This window comes from Caballeronia sp. (assembly GCF_028292365.1).
In the GTDB taxonomy this organism is placed as follows: domain Bacteria; phylum Pseudomonadota; class Gammaproteobacteria; order Burkholderiales; family Burkholderiaceae; genus Caballeronia.
Genome location: NZ_JAQGMM010000494.1, coordinates 15043 through 37710, shown reverse-complemented (window position 1 = coordinate 37710; position 22668 = coordinate 15043). Strand labels below are relative to the sequence as shown.

Below are 22668 nucleotides of genomic sequence, written 5' to 3'. Positions count from 1 at the left end.
GGGCGGCGTCGAAATTCCGATGTTTCAGTTGGTCGAGCCAGTCCGGCAGATAGCCTTTGAACAGAGCTTCCGTGCCCAGGACCATCGCCTGGGGATCGTTTGGATGCTTGCCCAGGTAAGTATTCGCGACCGTCACGGCGTGGCGGTAGTCACCGAGATCGACCAGACTCTTGAGATTTCGCTCGGCCGTGCCGCTGAAATAAAGCGCGCTGCCGATCGCAATCATTGCTGCGACGAATGCCAGGCCTCCAAAGAGCACTCCGCGCTTCATCGGCTGGCCGCCACCGAATGCCGCGCCAAGGTCGGAGACAAAGCGCACAAACTTGCTGCGAGATCGGCGGCGTGCCGGGACACGTTCGTCGGGCAATGGCTCGCGGTTGATTTCATCTTCCGACGGTTGATCCTGATCCACGCAAAAGATATCCAGGAAGGAGTGCGCCGTCGTGATGAAGGTGGTCTTGTCCAGATCGTCCGGTGAACTTTGAGCCGCCGGGCCGGTTGTGGCCGCCGTCGTAGCGGCACTTGTGGTCGTGGCTGAATCCGGCGGCTCCGTTTCCCGCCGCATGCTCACAACGTATGCGAAGTGATTGCCGCCGAATGCAAGCGATGCACCATCTTGCAGCGGCACAGCGGTTTCACCCAGTCGTTTTCCGTCGACGAATGTGCCGTTCGTGCTGCCGAGATCCTCGACGAATGGCACCCCCGCCTTCATGAAAATATGCGCGTGCCGCCGTGACACATAGTTAACCTGATGAGGATAACGGTCGCTGTATTGTGCGAACGTCTCGTCCGCCTTGCTGACGAGGAATGGAAACTCCGTGAGCTCGACCGGATGCAATCCGAGGTCGCCTCGCTCCGGCGTAAGCGTCATATGCACAGGCTGAATCGCGTATGCCCGCGATACGGCGCGTGGTTCCATCCGCACCCGGAATGCGAGCTTTCCGCCAAAGCCGATGACGTCACCGCCCTGGATCCGCGCGGGCTTATCGCGCAGCAGCACACCGTTCACCGTCGTGCCGTTCTTGCTGCCGAGGTCGGCCGCGTACGCTGCGCCGTTCTCGATAAAGATCCGCGCGTGACGCCGCGACAACTGCGCAACGGCGTCGGTTTCATAAGAGGCGAAAGGCGCTTCAAACCGTCCGACTGCAAACAGATTTTCGTCAATACGAATGACACCGGCCGCGGGACAGGACTCGGGCTCGAGCAAGAGATCGAAGGCCTTGTGCAGCACCGGCCCTGCCTCGGCAACGGAAGCTTCCCCTTGAGCCATGGGTCCACATCTCGAAGGACGTTCATCCCGCATTGAGCGCGGCGCGATAAACCCCCGCACTCCCGCCGATGAACCGTGTTGGACGAAACCGCGGTGAAAGCGGTGACGCCATGAAGTGTAAGTCACACTCGGCGGTAGTCAATCATTCAGCAACACATCTGTCGCCAGAGAACTAACACTTTGCATTCCGAACATTGGTTTTGGCCGATGTGAACTATTGCCCTAAAAAATCGGCCGCGTCACGTGCGCTTAGTTCGTTGCTCCCTTACTTGCGGCAAGTCCAGCGTGCGCATCATGCGCGGCGGTCGGGTCACTTGCCTGATCGGTCTTCTGGACATCGACCGACGGCCAACCGCCGCCTAGCGACTTATAGAGGGTCACCGTATCGGAGAGCAGTTGCTGATGGTTTTCAAGCAACGCCAGTTCTGCCGCAAGCAACGTACGTTCGGTCTCGAAGACCTCCAGTTGCGACACCACGCCTTCCTTGAGTTGCGCTTCAATCTGGGCACCCACCACTTGCAGGTGCCCCACTTCTTCCTGCAGTTCGGCGCGCTGCTTCGTATGTGCGTCGAGGTTGACCAGCGAATTCTCCACTTCCTCGAACGCCCCCATCACGGTGCGTCGATACTGTTGCTCCACCACGATCGTCTGTGCCTCGGTCGTCTTGACATGCGCCCTGACGCTTGGATCCAGCAGAGGAATGTTGATGCTGGGCATGAAGCTGAACGTGAAGGACTTCAATAAATCGGTCAGCGCGAAACTCGCGCTACCGCCCCGGCCCGTGAGGCTGATGGTCGGCAACTGCGCGAGCTTCGCCTGGCCCACGACGTCATACGCTTCCAGCACGCGGTATTCGGCCGCCACTACGTCCGGTCGCCGCGCCATCAATTGCGCCGGCAAGCCCGCCGGCACGACGGGAATCTGCACGCGCTTCTCGAGCTGTCCCGCGGGCACGGTGAACTCGCCAGCCGGAACGCCGATCAATGTGGCCAGCGCGTTGTTCGCCAGGTCGCGGGCGCGATGCAATTCCAGCAGGTCTTTGGTCATGCGGTTGATTTCCGCGCGCTGCTGTAAAACCTGTGTTTTCGGCACCAGGCCGTTCTTTGCCATGCCTTCGAAGATGGTCAGGATCTGCTGGTTGGTGCGCAGCGTTTTTTGCTGCTGGTCGATCTGGTCATCGAACTGAAGAATCTGAAAGTAGGTCGTCGAAACATCGGACACAAGCGTGAGATAGCCCGCGCGCCAATCCGCTTCCGACGCGCGATATTCGGCCTTCTGCGCCTGTACGCCCTTCTCGACCGCGCCCCAGATGTCGATGTCCCAGTTCACCTGCGTGGCGACGTTATATTGCTTCGTGAAATCCTGCCGCGTGCTTTTATTAAACTCCACGCCCGCGCCGAGATCGGCGGTGGGAAGCGCGCCGGCACGCGCCTCGTTAATCTGTCCACCGGCGACTGACACGCGCGCAGCGAGAATCTTGATATCGAAGTTGCCCGCTATGGCCCGATTGACGAGGGAGTCGAGATACGGGTCGTGGAATTGCTTCCACCAGTCGAGCGTAATGGTGTCGGCCGGTGAGACCAGCGCCTTGGCCGTTTGTGACCACGTCGTCTTGGCTGGCGTATCAGGACGCTTGTAGTCCGGTACATTCACATCAATGCAACCACTGAGAAGTGTCGTGCAGGCAAGTACCGGAAGCACGAACCGTCCGAGCAGAATGTTTGCAGCACCCGGCGCAGAAAACTTGGCGGTGTGGGCCGGCAGCCTACCCAATAGCGACGTGGTTTTCATGATCTCACTCCGGGGCAGGTGTTATCCGACTATGCGACTGGGTTCAGGCCAGGTGCGGCAGCGAAGACCGGATGACCTTCGCTGCCTGCGCCTGAAGATCAAAAGTTGATCGTGTTGGTGCCGGTCTGCTTCGGTTTCACGTTCGAGTCAATATTCTCGGAGAACGCGACGTTGTTGCCGTTGTTGACCAGCGTGTTTTGCGACTGGTTGATCAGTTGCGTGGCGTTGAACGAGAAGTCGGCCGACGTGCTGCTGTAGCCGGGCCAGTAGCTGGGCAGGTTGCCACCGCGTACTGCGGACATGGCGCGGCTGTCGAGTTCTTCGGTAACGGACAGGTCTTTGATCGAGAGTGATTTCATGGCAGTTCTCCTAAGGGGTAAGCCAGGTGGCTTTAGAGGTTGGTGAGCATCATGTCTGCTCGCTGGACACTAATGCATGGCCCATGCCAGGCGTGACCAATGAATTGGCCCGAGGCATTCTGAGCTTTATTGGGAAAGGGTTTGCGCGATTAATTTGTAGCGGCGGAAGGCGGTCGCCCACGCGTCATGCAGACTCGCATGATGGGCGGCAACCAACGCTTGTTTGATGAACTGTTGGTTCACACGCGACACTCGCTGCGCGTGAACCGGCTCGATCATTTAACGTAGATCGTGATCTTCTTCGAATAGACAGGGGGATTGTGCGGAACGTGCATGTAGTCGCCCATCAGCAATTGCAGCGTGTGCTTGCCGGGAGGCAGCTCGAGCGTGGTCTCCGTTTCACCCGCGCCGAAATGCAGGTGTTGGCGGTCGGAGGGAATCTCGTCATCGAACGACTTGGGCAGGTCCGTGTCGATCAACAAATGATGGTGGCCGGTATTCGGATACTTCACGCCGCGCGGAGCGACGCCCATGTAACGCAGCCCGAACCACACGCGAAATGGCTTGCCGGCGGGAAGGGTCTGCCCGTTGTTCGGGTAACCGATATACGCGTATGCAGCGGCGGGCGCGGACGTGGGGCCGGCCAGCGCAGACCCGGACCCGGATATCAGAGAAACCGCGATCGAGATTGCGGCCACTGCGGCAGCGCAAAATTTCTTCATGGCACACGCCCTCCCCTTAATCTGCAGCCTGTCATTTCATGGTGATCGTGATCTTCTTCGAATAGATCGGGGGATCGTGCGGCACGTGGTTGTAGTCGCCCATGAGCAACTGCAGCGTGTGCTTGCCCGGCGGCAATTCGACCCGGGCATCGGTTTCACCCGCTCCGTAGTGCAGATGCTGGCGGTCCGACGGAATTGCCTCGTCGAACGGAGGCAATTCCGTATCGATCAGCAAGTGATGGTGACCTACATTGGGGATGTTGACGCCCTTCGGGCACACACCCATATTGCGCAGGCCCATGCGGACCCATATTTTTCCGCCTGTGATCACCGCGCCGTCGGGCGGCCAGATGATGAATGCCTCCGCGCCAGGGGGCGACGGCGTGCGCGCAGCCGGGAAGGAACGCGACGGTATCAGCACCGTCATGAAAGCGAGCACGCCGAGGAAGGTTCTTCTTAGCATTTTCGTATTCTCCCGAGCCCTATGCACGGTTTTCTCCTAGCTAGCTTAGGACGGAATCCGTTAAAAAGACATGCTCCGAGGGAGCGCAATTCGGCCGTTTTCGAGGCATCGTGCGACTGATTATTTATTCTGTATCGTCATAATAATTAGGTCTCCGTCTTTTGCCGTAACGATGAATTCGTCATAAAAGGCCAATCCCCGGGCAAATCACGACACGTTGCATCGTTACGCCGTCTTGACCACGTTGATATGAAGTAGTTGCGTGCTATGGTTGGTTGTGATGCTCGCCCATCGGACGATCGAATTCTGCGAGAGGGCAGCTACCCTCCCGCGGATCATGCGGCTCTGGCGCGGTTCCTTGAGGGTGCCGTTGAATACCGGCACGGGGTGTGATCAATGTGGCGAAGAATCATACGAAGACTCATACGAAAAATCATGTGGAGAAATCTTTGGCTCGCGATCCTGCTTGGGGCGGTCGCACTCAGCAGCGGCGCCGCTGAGCAGAATGGCGGGGTGCATCCGCGCCGCCTTGCGCTGGTCATCGGCAATGGAAGCTATGAGGATCATCCGCTCGCCAACGCCACGCGCGACGCGACGGCGACCGGCGAGATGCTGAGCCGGCTCGGCTTCGAGGTCATGACGTACTCGAACCTCGATCGCGCGCACATGAACGAAGCAGTTCAGGAATTCAACAAGCGCCTGGCTGCGGGCGGTGTCGGACTGCTCTATTTCGCCGGACATGCCGTGCAAGTCGGCAAATCCACGCTGCTGCTGCCGCTCGACGCGCAGGGGTCACCCGCGGCGCCGATCACCCAGGGTATCGACTTGAACAGCATCCTTGCTGGCATGTCGGCGCCCCGCATCGACCAACTCAATCTGGTCATGCTCGATACCTGTCTGAACAATCCCTATGACCCGGTCAATGTCAACATGGTCCGGCCGCCCTCGCGGACGATCGTGGCGTATGCGACTGCAGCCGGCGCCTACGCCGCCGACGGCGCGCGACATGGCACGTACACCGCGGCGTTATTGCGCGCGATCAACCAGCCGGGGCGAAGTGTTGAAGACGTGCTACACGATGTCGCGCGATCCGTGAGCCGTGCAACAGAGGGGCGGCAAGTGCCATGGATGACGGTAGGACCCGCAACGGCTGCACGGGGCTTCCAGTTCGCTCCTGCTGCTGGTCGACAAGCGAGCGACAGCAGCAACCGTATGACGGCATCCGAAACCGTCGTCGCGTATCAAAGCCGGGGAATTCTTCCCAAGGACAGCAACGAACAATACGAACTCACGTTCTGGGAGTCGATCAAGGACAGCACCTACCCGAGCGATTACGAAGCCTATTTGAAGGCCTATCCTAACGGGCGCTTTGCCACGCTCGCACACGCCCGTATCGACCGGCTTCGCGCTGCGGCCTCCGCTCCGAAGGCGCAATCGCCCGCTCAGGCAGACCATCCGCGCGCAGCCACGCCGCCTGCCTCGCCCGTCACAGTCGCACCGCCCGCACCGGCGCCTGCGGAAAAAGCGGCGGCCACTCCCACGCCGCCGCCTGCCCCGGCTCCCGCTCCGGCCATCAAGACAGCCGCGTCCGCCGCGAGCGAGATCAAGGACTGCGCCACGTGTCCTGCGCTGGTTTCGCTACCGGGCGGCACGTTCGAAATGGGCAGTAGTTCCGACGATCCTGCCGAACGCCCCGTGCATAGGGTCAGCATCGGCCGGCCGTTCGCTATCGGTAAAACCGAAGTGACCGTCGAGCAGTGGAGCGCGTGCGCGGATGCAAGCGGGTGCCCGCGCGTCGATATAGAAGGCAACGCCGCGAAGTCCGCGCCGATGCGCAATCTAAGCTGGGACGACACGCAGGCCTACGTTAAGTGGCTGACCAAGACAACCGGCAAGACGTATCGCCTGCCGGCCGAAGCCGAGTGGGAATACGCCGCACGCGGCGGTACCACGACCGCCTACTGGTGGGGCAACGAGATGCGCAAGGGTTACGCCGACTGCAAGGACTGCGGCGAGCCGTGGCGCAAGGACAGCCCGGTGAACGTAGGCTCGTTCACTCCCAACCCCTTCGGACTCTTCGACATGAACGGCAGCGTGTGGGACTGGGTCGGCGACTGCTGGCACAGCTCATACAAAGGGGCGCCGGCGGATGGCCGTGTGTGGGATGAACCCGGCTGCCCGATGCGCGTCATCCGCGGCGGCTCGTGGCCAGACGGCGCCGCCTACATGCAGTCGTCCACGCGGTTCAAATACAGCCCTAGCGTGCGGCAATCGCAGAATGGCATGCGCGTGGCGCGCGACATGAAATAAACTGGTCTTGCGGCAAACAGGTCTTGCGGCAGGCGTTATTGTTTGCGGGGGTGCGTGTCGATCTGAACGAGATCCACGGCAATCTTGTCGCGCCCGAATTTGTTCGCGATATCGGCAAGCCGCTTCTCCACCGCCCGCAAATAATCCGCTCGCGGCTCGCTCTCTGGCCTGGTCGTATCGAACAGCGCTGCGGGCGTCACGAGCAGCACGATCATTTCCGAGCCGAACGGTTTCGCGACAATCCAGTCGCCTGCGCTGCCAATAGTTGCAGCGTAGTTCGGCGGCGCCTGATTATCCTTCGAACGTGCGTTCGGCAGCATATGAACTACGCTGCCATCGAGCTGGTAATAGTCGATATTGACCCATGAATCGTAGGGCGGCGTGGTGATCTGAACGACCAGCGGCTGGCCTTCGGTCAACTGCGCATCGTGATTCCGGGTCTGGATCGACGCCGGCCGGCTCGTCGTCAAGTAAGGCGCGATCAGCTTGAGCATGTCGCATTTATCGTCGTCGACTTCCTGAACCTGTACGCCGGGATGGGTGACACCCGGAATCTGGCTTAGCGTCGTGCGCAACTTCTGCGTGCCATAGCTCCGGCCAACATAACCGCTCACACTCAGTGCCTGATCCTGCACCGACGCAGCCAGCGCCGAACACGGCACACGCGCGAGCACAGGGGTGACCGTGGCGAGTGAAAGCGTGGCGGGGACGACCGGCGTGGGCACTGGCGCCGCGGCGGTTTTCTCCGGTATGGCGGCGGCTTTCTCCTGTGGCGTGGTGCGATGCGTCGACGCATAGAAATAGCCGGCGGCAGCCACCGCGGCTAGTACGCCCGCGGAGATAGCCGCCCTCACCGCCGCGCCCGACATACCGCTACGTTTTTGGGGTTCGCCAAATTCCTGCAGGAACTGGGTGACCGTCGGCATGCGCGCTTCACGCTCGAATTCGAGCGAGGACCTCAGCGCCCGCCATTGCCGCGTCCCCAGACCATCGGGACGCTGCGGCTTAAGCCCCGAGCTGCGCCCCTGGCTTGCCGGTACGCGGTCGAAGGGATGCCGCCCGGTCAGCAGCTCGTAGGTGGTGCAGCCGAGTGCATAGATGTCGTCGCGGGGATCGGGTTCGCGATGCTCAAGCATCTCCGGACTCGCATAAGCAGGCGTCAGCGCGCCGAGACTACCGGGGTCGAAGATTGTTGCGTCGGTCTCTTCTTCGGGCCGCTGGAACACGCGGGCGATACCAAAGTCGATGACCTTCACCTCGGCGGTATCGGTCAGAAATACGTTCGCGGGTTTGAAATCGCAATGCACGAATCCGCGCTCGTGCGCATAGGCCAGCGCATTTGCCATGCCTTTGAAGATCGGCAAGGCCTCTGCATACGGCATGCCCTTGAACTCAGGAGCCCGCAAGATCCGGCTCAACGGCTTGCCCGACAAATACTCCATGGTCAGGTAAACCACTGGGCCATCGCGATCGAAGTCGTACACCGTGACGATGTTTCGATGCCCCAGCGTCTGCGCCTTCTTCGCTTCTCGCTGCAGGGCAATGAGCGATTTCGGATTGCCGCGAAACTGTAGATTCAGCACCTTGATCGCAATGTATGGACGGCGATCAGATGCTTCGAGCTTGCGCAGGTCGAGCGCCTTGTAGACGGTTCCCATGCCGCCCACACCAAGACATTCCTCAAGCACGAAGCGCCCGTTGAGGGTATCGCCGACCTCCTTCATCTGATCCGTCCCGGACATCACGAAGTCGCGCGCAGACAAGGAGGGGGAGGAGGATGACGGCGAGGAGGGGATCGACGGCTGGTGCAACGCGCCTGGCGAAGTCTGCAGGCGAGTCTCATCGGAATTCGCGCCGTGACTCGCCAGCGACGCCTGCTCGATCCGCCGATGCACGGCCGCATAAAGATCGGCCGGCAGCGGCGTCCTGGCTTGTTCTTCTCGGAGTATTTCCAGCAGCCGCCCGGGCGAGGTGTCGTCGACGGACAACGCACCGTCGACGAGTATCAAGAACTCATCGCGTGACGCACCGCTGTTTTGGAAGGTTCGGATAGCTTGCGCAAGACTGGTCATCTCTACGGCTCGTACGCGGCTCCATTAGTGAACATATTGTCTGTAGTTACCCGCACTCGCAGTGTTTCGATACTAGGTGACAGCCCTGCCTTTCGCAACATGGTTTCGTTGCGGATGTTCGATCGGGCACATGTTGTTGCCGGCCCAACAGATCCGGTTCCGGATGTTGGCCGCCAACCGTCACGCGTGTCGAATGCCAGTGAGAAGGCGTGCATGACGCGCCTGCCCCACTTTGCCCCAGGCCTTTCTGCACAAGCCTTTCAGGACTTTTTCGTCACACCTCGACGCTTCTGGCACGGGCCATGCATTAGTGTCCAGCGAGCAGACAAGATGCTCACCAACCTTTAAAGCCACCTGGCTTAACCCTTAGGAGAACTGCCATGAAATCACTCTCGATCAAAGACCTGTCCGTTACCGAAGAACTCGACAGCCGCGCCATGTCGGCCGTACGCGGTGGCACGCTGCCCAGCTACTGGCCCGGCGTCAGCGTGTCCTCGTACGAATCCTCGTTCGATGCCACTCAACTGATCAGCCAGTCGCAAAACACGCTGGTCAACAACGGCAACAACGTCGCGTTCGCCGAGCATCTTGACTCGAACGTGAAACCGAAGCAGACCGGCACCAACACGATCAACTTCTGAAGCTGCGCGACAGCCCGGAGGCCTCGCGGTCTCCAGGTTGCCCGTTCAGGCCACCCTTACTTTTTAGCTTGGAGCACCGCCATGTCGTCCATCATGATTCACGATTTGTCTCACAGCCGGGAGCTGGACCGCCACGCCATGTCGGACGTGCGCGGCGGCGGCAACACATCGCTTGCCAACGCCGGTTCTCTTGCCAACATCAACGTCGCAGTGAACACGAACCAGAACATCGTTCAGTATCAAAACGTAGAGGTCAATGCGCTCAATAACATTGGCGTGCTCGGCGCCAACATCGGGCCGATTCACCTCAACGTCAATCCGGCCCAGTATGCGAGCACGGGTTCGGCTGTGTATTTTTGAAGTCAGGCAAATGCAGGTCTGCACGCGTCGACGTCCGCTGCGGGGAGAATCTTCCCGCAGCGGATCCGGCGTTTCTAACGGCCTAAATTGCCTATACTGGTTTGAATAGAAACCCTCAACTTTCCTGGATGACACCATGGCTGCAATTCTGATCAAGGATCTACCCGACAGCGTGGAACTCGACAAGCAGGCGATGAGCGCGATTGTCGGCGGCGCAAGGTCCAGCGCCCGTTCGGCGCTTCGCTCGTATGCAACGCCGGCGAACAGCACGAAGATCGTCAATTTTCCGGCTAACCAGATTGGAGTTGCCGCGACGCAACCCGCGGCAAAAGTCACCGGTCGGAAACCGCGCAAATAGATTGGTTTGTGGCGCACGCGTGGACTGAATTAACGCACGCGTGGACTGAACGCCCGGCAAGCATAAAGCCGGGCGTTCGCGCTTGGTGGCGTCTGTAAGAGCTAAGACAACGCTTATCGCCACAAGGCATTCCCTTAGAAGAAATCAAGCTTTGGTCGCTAAGCCGGTCGATCGTTGAAAGCTGAAAACAAGGTATATTTGCTTCGTAGTTCTGCGGGCAATCCTTGGAGCGGCTTCCACCGGGCCACCAGGGACAAACATTCCCTGGAGAAATGACATGGCAAACTGGACGCCGGATCCAACGTTCTATCCCTCCCCGCGGATGGCCATGAAGGCGCCGCACGAGACGATCGCGTATGTAGCGAGTTTCGATCCCACACGACAGGTTCCGGATGCCATTTCCGTCATAGACGTAGACCCCGCGTCGTCCAGCTATTCGCAACTCATCGGTAATGTTGCAATGCCCAATACGGGCGACGAGCTTCATCACTTCGGCTGGAACGCCTGCAGTTCCTGCTTATGCCCGAACGCACCCCACCCGCACGCCGAACGTCGCTATCTGGTCGTGCCCGGCTTGCGATCGTCGAGAATCCATATTCTCGATACCAAGGTCGACCCGCGCAACCCCAAGATCGTGCGCGTACTGGAGCCCGCCGAAGTCGCGGAGAAAGCAGGTTATACGCGGCCTCATACAGTTCACTGCGGACCCGAGGGTATCTACGTAGCCGCTTTGAGCAACGCGCAAGGCGAAGCGCCGGGTGGCATTTTTCTGATGGACCACGAGACCTTCGACATCCGCGGTCAATGGGAAATCGATCGGGGTCCTCAGCAACTATCCTACGATGCCTGGTGGCATCTCGGACACGACACCCTGGTCACAAGCGAATGGGGCTTGCCTGCTACTTTCGAAAACGGGCTGGTGCCGGAGGTCCTGCTGGGTGGTCAATACGGACACAAGCTTCATTTCTGGGACCTGCATACCCGCAAACATAAGCAGGAGATTGATTTCGGCAAGGAGAACCAGCTCGTATTCGAACTGCGTCCGGCCCACGATCCGACCAAGGCATACGGCTTCGTGAACTCCGTCATCAGCCTGAACGATTTATCGGCGTCTATCTGGACGTGGTATCGCGACGGTGACAAGTGGAGCGTCAAGAAGATCATCGAAATTCCCGCCGAGCCTGCCGACCCCGATCTGTTGCCGCCCATGCTGAAGGGTTTCGGCGCAGTGCCTCCGCTTGTCACCGACATCGACCTTTCAATGGATGATCGCTTTCTCTACGTCGCGTGCTGGGGAACCGGAGACTTGCGGCAATACGACGTGTCCGATCCCTTCGCGCCAAAGCTTACCGGGACGGTGCGAATCGGCGGCATCGTATCGCGCGAATCACATCCGAAAGCGGACGGTCGCGCCCTGAACGGCGGACCGCAGATGGTCGAGGTCAGCCGCGACGGCAGCCGCGTGTATTTCACTAACTCGCTATACGGCGCTATCGACGAACAGTTTTATCCCGATGGTCTCAAAGGCTGGATGGTGAAACTCGATGCGTCGCCGGACGGCGGAATCGAATTCGATCCGCGTTTCCTGGTCGAGTGGCCTTCCACGCACCGGCCGCATCAGGTGCGGCTCGAGGGCGGCGATTGCTCGTCGGACTCGTATTGTTATCCGTGATGTTCTTTGGGAGCGGCCGCTCTCGTGAAGCGCTCGAACCCGGCGCATCATGAATATGGCATGGGCCGGGACGGGCCACGCATGGGAGTGGTTCGCCATAGCGGCCCTTGGCGTATTTCATGGAATCAACCCCGCCATGGGCTGGCTGTTCGCGGTCGCCCTCGGTCTGCACCGGCGTAGCCGGCTGGCAGTCCTTCTTGCAATCCCGCCAATGGCGCTGGGCCACGCACTCTCTATTGGCGTAGTCGCCGCGCTCGTGCTCACGACGGGGATAGTCCTGGACAGTCACCTCATCCGCATCGCGAGTGGCGTCCTGCTGGTCGCCTGGGCCGTGTACCAGGTTCGCTACGGACACCGGCACCGCGTGCGTGTTGGCATGACGACAGGCTTTGCCGGCCTCGTCCTCTGGTCGTTCCTGATGGCAACCGCTCATGGAGCCGGCCTCATGCTGATCCCGGCACTGATCCCCTTGTGCGGGTCCATGACAGGGCTGTCATCCGGGCCACTGCTGGTCTCGCTCGCCGCTGTCGGCCTGCATACCGTGACCACCTTGCTCGTGACAGGCGCCATTGCGCTGCTGGTGTACGACTGGCTGGGCGTGGGCGTGCTCAGGCGCGGCTGGATCAACTTCGACAGGCTCTGGACCATCGGACTCGCGGGCACCGGCGTGTTGCTGATCGCCACGGCTTAGCAACCGAATGCCGAATTGCTCGCCCGGCTTCGGGAAGCGCCTATCATTCCTCCCTCGTACGTTAAATCAGGCAAACGCCTCCAAGCGGCGATAATGTGGCTTGCGCCGTCCGCCTGCCCGGCAGCCACGATCGGCTACGATTGACGTCCATGACCGGCAAGCCGCGTCCACCGCTGCGGGTCTCGCCTGATTCCGATAGAGAATCCGCGCGTTCCCTGAGCCACAACCTTGTTTGTCACCAAGCTAAAACGACAATGAAAAAATCGCCGGCATATCCAGTACGCAAAGAAGCTTTCAGTGTCGTTTCAATTCACGCATAGGCACACGGCGATGGCTCAAAGCTACTCGAACTGGTTCGTGCGCGCGCGCCTCAAGACGCGGCAGTTGATGCTGCTCGCGGCCATGGAAGAAGAAGGCAACGTGCGCCGCGCCGCCGATGTCCTCGGCATGACACAGCCGGCGGCGTCGCGTCTGTTGAAGGAACTGGAGGACGTGCTGGAGGTTCGGCTCTTTGACCGCACGCCTCATGGAATGCATGCCACGCTGTACGGTGAGGTGATGATCCGGCATGCGCGCATGGTGCTGTCGAATCTGAACCAGGCGCACGACGAGATCTCCGCGTTGCGCGCGGGGCTCGTGGGTCAGGTGCAGATTGGCGCGATTGCCGCGGCCGCCGCAACCATGGTGCCGCTTGCCATCGCACGTGTGAAAGCGCTTTATCCGCAATTACAGATCTGGCTGCAGGTGGAGACTTCAGACGTGATGCTGCCGCTGGTTGCTGAAGGCCATCTCGACATCATGATCGGCCGAGTGCTGGAGCGACAGGGCCAGTTCAAGGATGCGGTGCGTTACGAGCCTATTGCAGAAGAACCGCTATGCGTGGTCGTGCGCCCCGGGCATCCGCTCGAACACGCGGCCGGCCTGACCATGCACGACATTGTCAATGCAGGCTGGGTTCTGCATCCGCCAGGCAGCGTGCTGCGACACAGGTTCGACATGGTGTTTTCGCAGATCGGCCTCAGTTCGCCGCAGAATGTGGTGAACACCAACAACATTGTCGCCATCTCGGGCATCTTGCTGCAGAGCGACATGCTCGCGGTAATGCCCGAAGAGGTCGCGCGGCAATACGAGGAATTCGGCACGCTCAAGCGGCTGGCAATTGAATTGCCGTGCCGCATGGACGCATTCGGCATCATCACCCGGCAAACGCAACTATTGTCGCCGGCGGCAACCGTTGTGCTTCGAGCGCTGCACGATGCCGCACTCGAAGTGTATGGCGCACGGCAGGATGCCATTGCTTGAGGGCTTGATTGAGGGCTTGATTGAGGGCTTGATTGAGGGCCCGCCTGAAGGTCTCTTGGGGCTGATACGCAACGAGAAACGCGCAGGCCATTAAGTTATATTGCAGGTCGATTTCATCATTCACGGAGTGTTACCCATGATCATCGAAGAGAATAATGAGCTGATGCTGCGGCCTCTCGAACGTACCGATCTCCACTTCGTCCACAGCCTGAACAACAACGCAAAAATCATGCGTTATTGGTTCGAAGAACCCTACGAAACGTTCTCTGAGTTGTCTCAGCTATACGATCGCCATGTCCACGATTTGCGTGAACGCCGCTTCGTTGCTGTCGACAAGGCGGGCGAGACCGTGGGACTCGCAGAATTGATCGAGCTTGACTACATTCATAGGCGCGGCGAGTTCCAGATCATCATTGCACCCGGCGCTCAAGGCCAGGGGTATGCAACAAACGCAACCCTGCTGGCAACGGATTATGCGTTTTCCGTGCTCAATCTGCGCAAGCTATATTTGATCGTCGATGTGTCGAATCAGTCAGCCATTCACGTCTACGAGAAGTGCGGCTTCAAACAGGAAGCGGAACTGATCGAAGAATTTTTTGGCAACGGCCGGTATCACAACGCGTATCGCATGTGCATTTTCCAGCACGATTTCCTTAAGCAAATGCAGACGGGCAAGTAAGATTTGACTCGCGACTTAGGGACGCAACTTAGGGACGCAACTCAGGCACTCCACTTAAGCACGCGCAAGCGATTCCTCCCGCTCGTTCGACTGTGCCTGGCGCAGCATTTGTTGAGTCAGCATGACGTGTTGCCGGGCGAAGCCGCGCGTGGTCAGATCCTTTGATACCAATTCTTGCTGCGCACGACGAATCCGCGCAGTCGTGCCTTCGGGATCGGCACCGAGCGCGGCGACAGTCTCACGCAGGCGTTGTGCATCGTGCACCGGTACGTATGAGACGGCGTCATCGGAAAAATAGTCGGACAGACCGCCTATGCCGGTTGCAACCACCGCCTTGCCGGCCATCACCGCCTCCAGCAGCACCGTAATGCCCGAGGCATGGTGATTGGGATGAAGCGGTACGACAATCACATCGGCCCATTCATAGAGCGCGCGTTGCTCGGCTAATCCCGACACCGGCGCGACCACAATGTTATCGGCCCGATCAGGACGCGTGACTTTGCGCTGAGTCGCCAGCCGCGCGCTAAAGCGTGAGTCGTTTTCGAATGCGGCCATGAAGGTCTGCCAATCGCGATCACGATCGTTACCAATTGCAGCCACGCGCAACGTTTTATGAGGGCGCCACTCGGACACCGGCTGCAAAGGGAAATCGTCGGTACTGATACCGTAGAGAACCACCGTTGCTTCACGGTTCCAGCATTTTTTTGCTAGCGCAGCGTTGTCGTGAGTCAGGGTCGTCACCAGGTCCGCCTGGCTTAGCAGCCTCTTGAAGATCACGCGTTTGAACACGCCAAGCGATTTCCAGATGTCGAGCAACCACACGCTTTGTGCAAGCAGGAGGGGTCTATGCGGACCACGATCAAGCATCAGCAATAACGCCGCCGAAAGATATTCGCGCTCCGTATGCGTCCAGATCACATCTGCCTCAAGGAGCGCTTTGCGGTTACGAAACGTATGGATAAGATCACAACCAAGAAGCGCTTTCAGGCCGCGTCGAATAGTCCGAAGAACACGTCCTTCGGGATGATCCCGGGAATAGGAAAGCGACATCGAATCCGACTCGGCGTAGTGATAACCGTACAGACACCCAACGTTCTCGCCCTTACGATACTGGCTCGGATCGACACCGTAGTACAGATGAACGTGAACGTTCGTCGGCCCGTTCGCCTTCGTGCTTTTCGCTCCCATATTCCCCCCGATATCAGCGCTTGTACGCGCGCGTGACGCGTCGAAGAACGCATCGTACCGACGCATGGACGCAGAGGGAACGCCCTGAAGCAAGACATCCGCGCTAAAGCGATAGGTAACCCACACAACGCGTTGCATCTGCGCTGCGTGTTCGGCAGCGCTCATAACCCACGAGCGGATTCTGCTATTTAACGCAAGCCCACAAGCATGCAAGCGATCGAGGCTAAACCGCTGCCGCTCACCACTGACCAACACGTGCCACCTCACTATTTTTCCCTTGTCGACTTAACAACAATTGACAAATACCCAGACCCTTTCTGCTGTTTAACGCGCGATGCTGCACAAAGCTGGTAGCACTCGGTAAGGTTTCCGGCCTTGTTTGTTCGGCTAGCCACATTCACAAGATAGCCTGCTTGTTAAATTCCGCCCGCTTTCACAGATAACAACGCCGGGGGGCGGTCCATGTCTAATCCAGTTCGTTCGCGAGCGATCTCGCTTGCTCCATCACTGCTGCTGATTCCTTTTCTCCTGAGTCCCATTGCGGCGGCAGCAGCATGTGCCGTGAACGGTCTCGATACGGTTTGCGATTCAACATCGCCGAATCCATGGACCACGGCCATCGGTACGGGCTGGGTACCGGGCAACGACAATCAGACGGTCACTGTCCTGAACGGCGCGACGATTACCACGCAAGATGCATCGGCAATCAGCCTCGCTGACCATGCCAACATCACGGTTCAGTCGGGCGGCACGGTCAGCAATTACGCTGTCGATTCGCACGGCAACTATGGCGATGGCGCGAACACCATCGAGTTCCAGGACAACGGTACGCTGACCGTTCAAGCCGGCGGCAAGGTGCTGTCCAATGGCACACAGGACATTGCCGAGGCTGTGAACATACAAGGCCAAGGCAACGTCATCACCAATAACGGCTTGATCCAGGCGATCAACGCCAGCGCCATCTGGTTCCAGAACAAGGTGGGCGGCAACACGATCATCAATAACGAAACCGGCGTGATCCAGTCGCCCGGCAGCGTGATCGGTTCGAGCGGCGACGCGCCTATCGATTTCACCAACAAGGGCACGGTTATCGGCGATATCGTGTTCTCGGGTGGCGACGACAACATGCGCATCTATACCGGTTCATCGGTGTCGGGCACGATCGACGGCGGTACAGGCAATAACCAGTTGTTCCTGAGCGGGCTCGGCGTGGACACGCTGACGGGCAACATCGTCAACTTCCAGACGCTGATCAAGACCGATACGGGTACGTGGACCGTCAACGGCATCCCGGTCGACGTGCAAAGTGCTGAAGTGGCAGGCGGTACGTTGATCCTGACGGGCGATAACAGCACCTACACAGGCCAGATGCTCGTCGATACCGCAGGTACGCTCCAGGCGCGCGCACAGAGCCTGCCCGCCGCCATTACCGACAACGGCCTGGTCCGCTTTGCACAAACCGATGATGGCACCTACGCGGGCTTGTTGAGCGGCACGGGTTCGATCGAGAAAACCGGTGCGGGCACGCTGTTCCTTGCGCCCACGGCAACCGGTGGCAACACGTATTCGGGCGGCACGCTGATCACGCAGGGCACGCTGAACATTGCAGCTGATAACGCATTGGGCGCGACCTCGGGTGGTCTCACGTTCAACGGCGGCACGCTGCAACTGAGCAACAACCTCGACCTCGCCGCGACGCGTGCGATCTCGATTGGTGCGGACGGCGGCACGATCGACACGCAGCAATATTCATCGACGCTCTCACAAGGGGTAACCGGAACCGGCTCGTTGACGAAGCTCGGCAGCGGCATCCTCACGATGAACGGCGTAAGCACCTATGGTGACACGAACGTGCTGGCGGGCACCCTTGCGGTCGGCGATGCACAACACAATCTGGCCAGCATTAGTACGGGCACGACGACCGTTGCACAAGGCGCCACGCTCGGCGGTTACGGTACCGTGCTGGGCTCCGTGTTCAACTCGGGCACGATCGCCGCGGCGAACGCATTGCCGGCTTTCTCGGCATCGTCGACCGGCACGTTCGCGATCCACGGCGACCTCACCAACAACGCCACGATCAACCTGGCGGCTGCATCGGGCGCGACGGGCAACGTACTGAACGTGAGCGGTAACTACGTAGGCGGTACTAACGCGCAGTTGATCGTGAACACCGTGATGAATGCGGGTGGCGCTGCCTCCAATCAGTTCACCGATCAACTGGTCATTGGCGGCAACGCGACCGGCAGCACGCTCGTGACGGTGCGTCCGAGCGGCCTGGGCGCGCTGACGGTAGGCGACGGCATCAAGATCGTCCAGGTGAACGGCACTGCTGCCGCCACGGCCTTCCATACGCTTGCGCCGGTTCAGGCCGGGGCGTACCAGTATCTGTTGTATCAAGGCGGCTCGGGCCGTCCCGAGGACTTCTACTTGCGCTCGTCGCTTGAGAGCGTGACGCCTCCCGTCACAACACCGCCGGTTACGACTCCTCCGGTTACGACACCGCCGGTTACGACGCCACCGGTTACAACGCCTCCGGTTACGACACCGCCCGTTACAACGCCGCCGGCTACAACGCCGCCGGCCACCACGCCGACCAACCCAGGCGCTGTCGTTACGCCGGTGACGCCGATCGTGTCGGCGGGCACGCCGAACTCCACGCCCGCCACTCAGCCTTCGGTGATCGCGTACCGTCCTGCGGTGGTCGGCTACACAATGACGCCGTCGCTCAACCTCGACTACGGTTTCTCGATCATGAGCCGGCTGCACGAGCGTGTCGGCGATGTCGCGAGTCTCGAGAATGCGCAGGGAACGTATGGCAACGGCGTGTGGGGACGTATTGGCGGCCAGAGCCTGAACGCCAACTCGGGCGATCGTTTCTCCGCCGATGAACGCACGTTCTTCGCGCAGTTCGGCAAGGACTGGACACTCTCGACGAACCCGGCCGGCGGCAGCACGCATGCGGGCGTCACGGTGACCATCGGGTCTTCGTCGGCAACTTTCGAAGACAGCGCGCGCAGCCTTAATCCGACGCTGACGAATGCTACCGGCTCAGTTGAAACACAAGCGCAATCGCTTGGCGGTTACTGGACCAAGTACCTGAAAGACGGCAGCTACTTCGACGCCGTGGCGCAACTCACCCACTATCGGAACAAGTTCGGCGATGTGTACGGTGGCGGCGCTTCGCAGAATGGCGTTGGCACGGGTCTGTCCGGTGAAGTGGGCAAGCCGTTCCTGATCGGATCGACGACGATCGCGATCGAACCGCAAGCCCAGTTGATGTACCAGTACCTGCATCTGAACGGCTTCGATGACGGCATCTCGCCGGTGTCGAGCACATCGAGCAACGCGTTGCGCGGACGGGCCGGCTTCCGGATCTTCAAGGCAAACCTGACCAACGACACGAAGACGGGAACAGCAACGCCCTACTTCACCGCCGACGTACTGCACGATTTCCTGAACCCGGGCAATACGGCAGTGGATGGCGCATCGTTCAACAGCGGCCTGTCGAAGACCTGGTATGAAGTCGGCGTGGGTGTCACCACGAGCATGAGCAAATCGTCGGAGATGTACGCCAACGTCAAGTACTCCCGCAACATTGGCGGCGATTATCGTCAGGGCGTTTTTGGTCAGGTTGGGTATCGATACAGCTGGTAAACGCTGCGCGCCGGGTTTGTTGTTCAGTTAAACCCGTGTCGGATAAGCCGCTCTCGGAAACGAGTGCGGCTTTTTTGTTTGAGAGCTTATGCCTATCAACATACCTTAGCGCGAATTGGCAGCCGCTTCGAACCAGGGAACAGGGTTAGAAGGAAACAATAAACTGGGTGCCGGACGCCAACGTCCTGACGGACAGCTTCCAATTGTGCGCCAGCGCTATCTCCTTGCAGATCGACAGGCCCAGGCCGGCGCCGTCGTGTTGAGCATCGGGCGCGCGCCAAAAACGCTCAAACAGAAATGGCAGATGTTCAGGGCTCACACCGGGTCCCTCGTCCTGGACACGGATCGTCGTTTCGTCGACGGAAACAATGACGGACCCATGCGAAGGCGTCGCGTTGATCGCGTTTTCAACTATGTTTTTCAGCAAGATGAAAAGCGCGCTCCTGTCGGCCCGGATTGTCGCGGGAATCACAGGCGCGTCGACATGCAACTTCACCTGTTTCTTGTCTGCCTTGCGCGCCAGATAGTCCACGACGTCCTCGGCAACATCGACCTTGTCGACCTCGCCAAATTCAAAATTTTGCGATTCGCTTACTTCGGCGAGATGCAGGAGTTGGCGGACCTGCCGCGCCATCAAGTCGATTTCGCGGAACAGCAACTCCTTGTTCTCGACCTCGGGTTGCAATTCAATCTGTCCTCTTATCAAAGTCAGCGGCGTTTGAAGTTCATGTGCAGCCGAGGCGAGAAATTGTTGTTGTACAGCGAAGCCATTTTCGAGGCGCGCCAACGCATCATTGAATGCGATAAGAATGGGCTTGATCTCGCTGGGAACGCCCTTGATGGAAAGCCGCATGCGAAGGTTCTGCGGGGTGATTGAGGCGGCGGAATCCGATGCCACGCGCAAGGGCCGCAGCACGCGACGAACCGTGAACGTCAAGGTCAGGCCGAAGATAATTGTGGTGATCAGCAAGGTATAGCTCACCACCTTCGGAATCGGCTCGATCCGCTCGCCGAGAACGGCTTTATTGAACGCTACGCTCGCCGCGCTCTGCAAGAAAAAGGGCGTCTGGCCGCGCGTGATCTCGAGGGTCACGACGTCAAAGGGCTTGTCGTTAATAGTCACGCGTTTCATGACGCCGAGAGAACTTGTCAAATCACCGGCATCCGAGGACGGAACGTTCAACGCGCCACGGGATGCAAAAAGCACATGTCCCGAAGCGTCGAACGCGCGGTACCACAACTCCGTCGGCGCGAAGTCGAAGAGCCACGTCGTCCGCTCATCAAGGGCTACCGAGACGGGGCGCCCCGACTCGTCAAAGCGCAGCTTGGACGCTAACAGGTGGGCGCTTCTTACACTCTCACCCATCCGGAACCTGTCTGGCGGCAAATGATTGAAAGCGTAGAGCACGATTGCGGCGATGACGGCAAGACACACCGCCAACGCCGCCACGCTGGTGATCCATAAGCGCGCCGAGAGGCTTTTGATCCAGTAACTGAACATGATGATGCTATCCGTGTAACTTCATCGAATACGATGAAGGATGACATGGCGCGCTACGGGCGCTGATCAGGGGGCGCGCCCTCCGCTCTCCGTCTGCATGACGTTCGTCGCTCATCAGCTACCGGTCTTAGTGAGTCATCCCGCACTGTGTCGACTTGCCGCTGACAGATCAGCCTCCACTCGCAGGCGTTGCGACGCAGTCTGACGCTCGGGACGAAAGACGTACCCATGGCCGCGAAAAGTCTCTATGAACTCGCATGCACCCACTATCTGCCTGATGCGTTCGCGCAACCGATGAACCCAGACGCCGACGTTGGTGCGAGCGCTTGCCGCGTCGGAATGCATGCTTTGAGCAATGGCGGCTTTTGAGAAGATCCTGCCGGGCGCTGTCGAAAACAACGCGAGTATGGCGTATTCATGCTGGGTCAGCGAGACTGGCTCATCGAGATAGGTGAGCGCACGCATCCCGTAATCCAGTTTAAATCCACCAAACAAAAAAGGCGTCCGGTAGGTGGGGTCCTGAAAATGATGCTCTCCGACTCGTCGCAGAACGGTGCGAATTCTCAGCAACACTTCGTGCACGTTGAACGGCTTGGAAATAAAATCGTCAGCGCCGCACTCGAGCGCGACAATACGTTCGATTGTGTCGTCGCGCTCGCCAAGCATGATAATTGGTATGTCATCCTGATCGATTCGCAACGCCTGAAGTGCTCGAAGCGCAGGCAGACCTCCGCGTTCAGACGAGCCGCTGTCCATCAGGATCAGCGCCGGGCGCTCCTCTTTGATCCGGCGAGCCACCTTGCTCGCGTCATATAAGACCGCGGCTTCGTAACCGTCGGTCTGCAAGGCGGTGCGCAAGATATCGCGACACGTAGGGTCGCTGTCTACGACGAGGATAAGTCGCTTCATTTTTGCCTTTCAACGCGTTGCCCGAGGCCTGCCTGCATAGGTGGGCACTCAAGCCCCTGGACTGCGAAACCCGCCCCCCTGATGTTCGCAAGTCGTGTGGTCGCGCCCACCGCGAGCAGCTTCTTTCGGAGCCGGTGGATGGTCACTTCAAGCGCGTTGGGGGTGACTGCATCGCCCAGACCCCAACCCGCATGCTCAAGCGCCGAATGGCGAACGGTCCGGCCGGCGGCTTTCAATAGAACAGACATGATCTGCAATTCGGCGGGCGCAAGCGGGACGGACTGGTTGCCACACCGCATGGCATGTTGCTGCGGATCAATTGCGATATCTGCGAAGCTTTGAACCAGCGCCGTCATTTCGGCTGGTCTGCGCATCAGCGTTCGGACGCGTGCTACCAGCTCACTCATTTCAAATGGCTTCGTGACGTAGTCGTCCGCACCGGTCTCGAGCCCTTCTATCCGGTCGTGCAACGCATCGCGCGCGGTCAGCATCAGACACGGAGTCATGGTTCCGGCAGCACGCAAGGTTCGCAGAAAAAGCAGCCCGTCGCCGTCGGGCAATCCGCGGTCAAAGATCATTACCGAATAGTCGCCATGGCTTAGGCCATAGGCTGCTTCAGAGAGAGTGCTGAAGATATCGGTTTCGATTCCGGCACCCGATAACGATTGCCGGATCATGTCCGCCAGCCGGGCATGATCCTCGATCAGTGCGATTCGCGACATAGGG

At 59.5% G+C, this 22668-nt stretch carries 20 protein-coding genes; 9 read left to right on the top strand and 11 right to left on the bottom strand.

The features are described from left to right. The 6 genes from JWR14_RS29040 to JWR14_RS29015 form a co-directional block, all read right to left on the bottom strand. Positions 1-1270: FHA domain-containing protein (locus tag JWR14_RS29040; RefSeq protein WP_299715965.1), on the bottom strand; the 1270-nt coding region annotated here is incomplete at its 3' end. Between the two features lie 249 nt (positions 1271-1519). After that, a complete protein-coding gene (locus JWR14_RS29035) occupies positions 1520-3061 on the bottom strand; it encodes an efflux transporter outer membrane subunit (RefSeq protein WP_299715962.1) in 1542 nt (513 codons plus the stop codon). A 98-nt stretch (positions 3062-3159) separates the two neighbouring features. Continuing rightward, positions 3160-3420: a hypothetical protein gene (locus JWR14_RS29030; protein ID WP_299715959.1), complete on the bottom strand. Its 261-nt coding sequence runs from the start codon at positions 3418-3420 to the stop codon at positions 3160-3162. 126 nt (positions 3421-3546) lie between these two features. Next, positions 3547-3699: a hypothetical protein gene (locus JWR14_RS29025; protein WP_299715956.1), complete on the bottom strand. Its 153-nt coding sequence runs from the start codon at positions 3697-3699 to the stop codon at positions 3547-3549. Next, positions 3696-4142 (bottom strand): DUF4399 domain-containing protein, encoded by a 447-nt coding sequence (locus JWR14_RS29020; protein WP_299715953.1) that lies wholly within the window; start codon positions 4140-4142, stop codon positions 3696-3698. The genes JWR14_RS29025 and JWR14_RS29020 overlap by 4 nt, the downstream gene beginning before the upstream one ends. A gap of 31 nt (positions 4143-4173) precedes the next feature. Beyond that, on the bottom strand, positions 4174-4569 hold the full coding sequence (locus tag JWR14_RS29015) for a DUF4399 domain-containing protein (RefSeq protein WP_299715974.1): 396 nt from the start codon (positions 4567-4569) through the stop codon (positions 4174-4176). Between the two features lie 471 nt (positions 4570-5040). Here JWR14_RS29015 and JWR14_RS29010 point away from each other — a divergent pair, with 471 nt between their 5' ends. Then, a complete protein-coding gene (locus JWR14_RS29010) occupies positions 5041-6915 on the top strand; it encodes an SUMF1/EgtB/PvdO family nonheme iron enzyme (protein ID WP_299715950.1) in 1875 nt (624 codons plus the stop codon). 35 nt (positions 6916-6950) lie between these two features. On the opposite strand, the gene JWR14_RS29005 is transcribed toward JWR14_RS29010, so the two are convergent. Continuing rightward, a complete protein-coding gene (locus JWR14_RS29005) occupies positions 6951-8987 on the bottom strand; it encodes a serine/threonine protein kinase (protein ID WP_299715946.1) in 2037 nt (678 codons plus the stop codon). Between the two features lie 380 nt (positions 8988-9367). Here JWR14_RS29005 and JWR14_RS29000 point away from each other — a divergent pair, with 380 nt between their 5' ends. The 7 genes from JWR14_RS29000 to speG all read left to right on the top strand — a co-directional run bounded on the left by JWR14_RS29000 (position 9368) and on the right by speG (position 14690). Further along, the gene (locus JWR14_RS29000; RefSeq protein ID WP_299715944.1) at positions 9368-9628 is read left to right on the top strand and encodes a hypothetical protein; all 261 of its coding nucleotides are present in this window, start codon (positions 9368-9370) and stop codon (positions 9626-9628) included. Between the two features lie 81 nt (positions 9629-9709). Next, positions 9710-9988, top strand: a complete 279-nt coding sequence (locus JWR14_RS28995) for a hypothetical protein (RefSeq protein ID WP_299715941.1) — start codon at positions 9710-9712, stop codon at positions 9986-9988. A 136-nt stretch (positions 9989-10124) separates the two neighbouring features. Continuing rightward, positions 10125-10346, top strand: coding sequence for a hypothetical protein (locus tag JWR14_RS28990; protein ID WP_299715938.1), 222 nt, complete (start codon positions 10125-10127; stop codon positions 10344-10346). A 277-nt stretch (positions 10347-10623) separates the two neighbouring features. Then, the gene (locus JWR14_RS28985) at positions 10624-12018 is read left to right on the top strand and encodes a selenium-binding family protein (protein ID WP_299715935.1); all 1395 of its coding nucleotides are present in this window, start codon (positions 10624-10626) and stop codon (positions 12016-12018) included. Between the two features lie 49 nt (positions 12019-12067). Next, the gene (locus JWR14_RS28980) at positions 12068-12709 is read left to right on the top strand and encodes a hypothetical protein (protein WP_299715932.1); all 642 of its coding nucleotides are present in this window, start codon (positions 12068-12070) and stop codon (positions 12707-12709) included. Positions 12710-13039: 330 nt separating this feature from the next. Then, the gene (locus tag JWR14_RS28975; RefSeq protein ID WP_299715929.1) at positions 13040-14011 is read left to right on the top strand and encodes a LysR family transcriptional regulator; all 972 of its coding nucleotides are present in this window, start codon (positions 13040-13042) and stop codon (positions 14009-14011) included. A gap of 136 nt (positions 14012-14147) precedes the next feature. Continuing rightward, positions 14148-14690 (top strand): spermidine N1-acetyltransferase, encoded by a 543-nt coding sequence (gene speG, locus JWR14_RS28970; protein WP_299715926.1) that lies wholly within the window; start codon positions 14148-14150, stop codon positions 14688-14690. Between the two features lie 54 nt (positions 14691-14744). Here speG and JWR14_RS28965 read toward each other — a convergent pair whose 3' ends face one another. Continuing rightward, positions 14745-16016 (bottom strand): glycosyltransferase, encoded by a 1272-nt coding sequence (locus JWR14_RS28965; protein ID WP_299715923.1) that lies wholly within the window; start codon positions 16014-16016, stop codon positions 14745-14747. 324 nt (positions 16017-16340) lie between these two features. Here JWR14_RS28965 and JWR14_RS38645 point away from each other — a divergent pair, with 324 nt between their 5' ends. After that, entirely contained in the window at positions 16341-19532 is a 3192-nt protein-coding gene (locus tag JWR14_RS38645; protein WP_366144613.1) for an autotransporter outer membrane beta-barrel domain-containing protein, read from the top strand. Between the two features lie 145 nt (positions 19533-19677). On the opposite strand, the gene JWR14_RS28950 is transcribed toward JWR14_RS38645, so the two are convergent. The 3 genes from JWR14_RS28950 to JWR14_RS28940 form a co-directional block, all read right to left on the bottom strand. Beyond that, positions 19678-20982 (bottom strand): ATP-binding protein, encoded by a 1305-nt coding sequence (locus JWR14_RS28950; protein WP_366144612.1) that lies wholly within the window; start codon positions 20980-20982, stop codon positions 19678-19680. Positions 20983-21168: 186 nt separating this feature from the next. Further along, positions 21169-21942: a response regulator transcription factor gene (locus tag JWR14_RS28945; protein ID WP_299715917.1), complete on the bottom strand. Its 774-nt coding sequence runs from the start codon at positions 21940-21942 to the stop codon at positions 21169-21171. Beyond that, on the bottom strand, positions 21939-22664 hold the full coding sequence (locus JWR14_RS28940) for a response regulator transcription factor (protein ID WP_299715914.1): 726 nt from the start codon (positions 22662-22664) through the stop codon (positions 21939-21941). Before JWR14_RS28940 ends, JWR14_RS28945 begins: the two co-directional genes overlap by 4 nt. Between the last annotated feature and the right edge of the window lie 4 nt (positions 22665-22668).

What these genes read in the sequence shown, in the direction of transcription:
- JWR14_RS29005 (WP_299715946.1), bottom strand. Translation starts at nt 8,987, where the DNA reads ATGACCAGTCTTGCGCAAGCTATCCGAACCTTCCAAAACAGCGGTGCG.
- JWR14_RS29010 (WP_299715950.1), top strand. Translation starts at nt 5,041, where the DNA reads ATGTGGAGAAATCTTTGGCTCGCGATCCTGCTTGGGGCGGTCGCACTC.
- JWR14_RS29035 (WP_299715962.1), bottom strand. Translation starts at nt 3,061, where the DNA reads ATGAAAACCACGTCGCTATTGGGTAGGCTGCCGGCCCACACCGCCAAG.
- JWR14_RS28945 (WP_299715917.1), bottom strand. Translation starts at nt 21,942, where the DNA reads ATGAAGCGACTTATCCTCGTCGTAGACAGCGACCCTACGTGTCGCGAT.
- JWR14_RS29025 (WP_299715956.1), bottom strand. Translation starts at nt 3,699, where the DNA reads ATGATCGAGCCGGTTCACGCGCAGCGAGTGTCGCGTGTGAACCAACAG.
- JWR14_RS38645 (WP_366144613.1), top strand. Translation starts at nt 16,341, where the DNA reads ATGTCTAATCCAGTTCGTTCGCGAGCGATCTCGCTTGCTCCATCACTG.
- JWR14_RS29000 (WP_299715944.1), top strand. Translation starts at nt 9,368, where the DNA reads ATGAAATCACTCTCGATCAAAGACCTGTCCGTTACCGAAGAACTCGAC.
- JWR14_RS28995 (WP_299715941.1), top strand. Translation starts at nt 9,710, where the DNA reads ATGTCGTCCATCATGATTCACGATTTGTCTCACAGCCGGGAGCTGGAC.
- JWR14_RS29015 (WP_299715974.1), bottom strand. Translation starts at nt 4,569, where the DNA reads ATGACGGTGCTGATACCGTCGCGTTCCTTCCCGGCTGCGCGCACGCCG.
- JWR14_RS29020 (WP_299715953.1), bottom strand. Translation starts at nt 4,142, where the DNA reads ATGAAGAAATTTTGCGCTGCCGCAGTGGCCGCAATCTCGATCGCGGTT.
- JWR14_RS28990 (WP_299715938.1), top strand. Translation starts at nt 10,125, where the DNA reads ATGGCTGCAATTCTGATCAAGGATCTACCCGACAGCGTGGAACTCGAC.
- JWR14_RS29030 (WP_299715959.1), bottom strand. Translation starts at nt 3,420, where the DNA reads ATGAAATCACTCTCGATCAAAGACCTGTCCGTTACCGAAGAACTCGAC.
- JWR14_RS28965 (WP_299715923.1), bottom strand. Translation starts at nt 16,016, where the DNA reads ATGCAACGCGTTGTGTGGGTTACCTATCGCTTTAGCGCGGATGTCTTG.
- JWR14_RS28980 (WP_299715932.1), top strand. Translation starts at nt 12,068, where the DNA reads ATGAATATGGCATGGGCCGGGACGGGCCACGCATGGGAGTGGTTCGCC.
- JWR14_RS28985 (WP_299715935.1), top strand. Translation starts at nt 10,624, where the DNA reads ATGGCAAACTGGACGCCGGATCCAACGTTCTATCCCTCCCCGCGGATG.
- speG (WP_299715926.1), top strand. Translation starts at nt 14,148, where the DNA reads ATGATCATCGAAGAGAATAATGAGCTGATGCTGCGGCCTCTCGAACGT.
- JWR14_RS28940 (WP_299715914.1), bottom strand. Translation starts at nt 22,664, where the DNA reads ATGTCGCGAATCGCACTGATCGAGGATCATGCCCGGCTGGCGGACATG.
- JWR14_RS28975 (WP_299715929.1), top strand. Translation starts at nt 13,040, where the DNA reads ATGGCTCAAAGCTACTCGAACTGGTTCGTGCGCGCGCGCCTCAAGACG.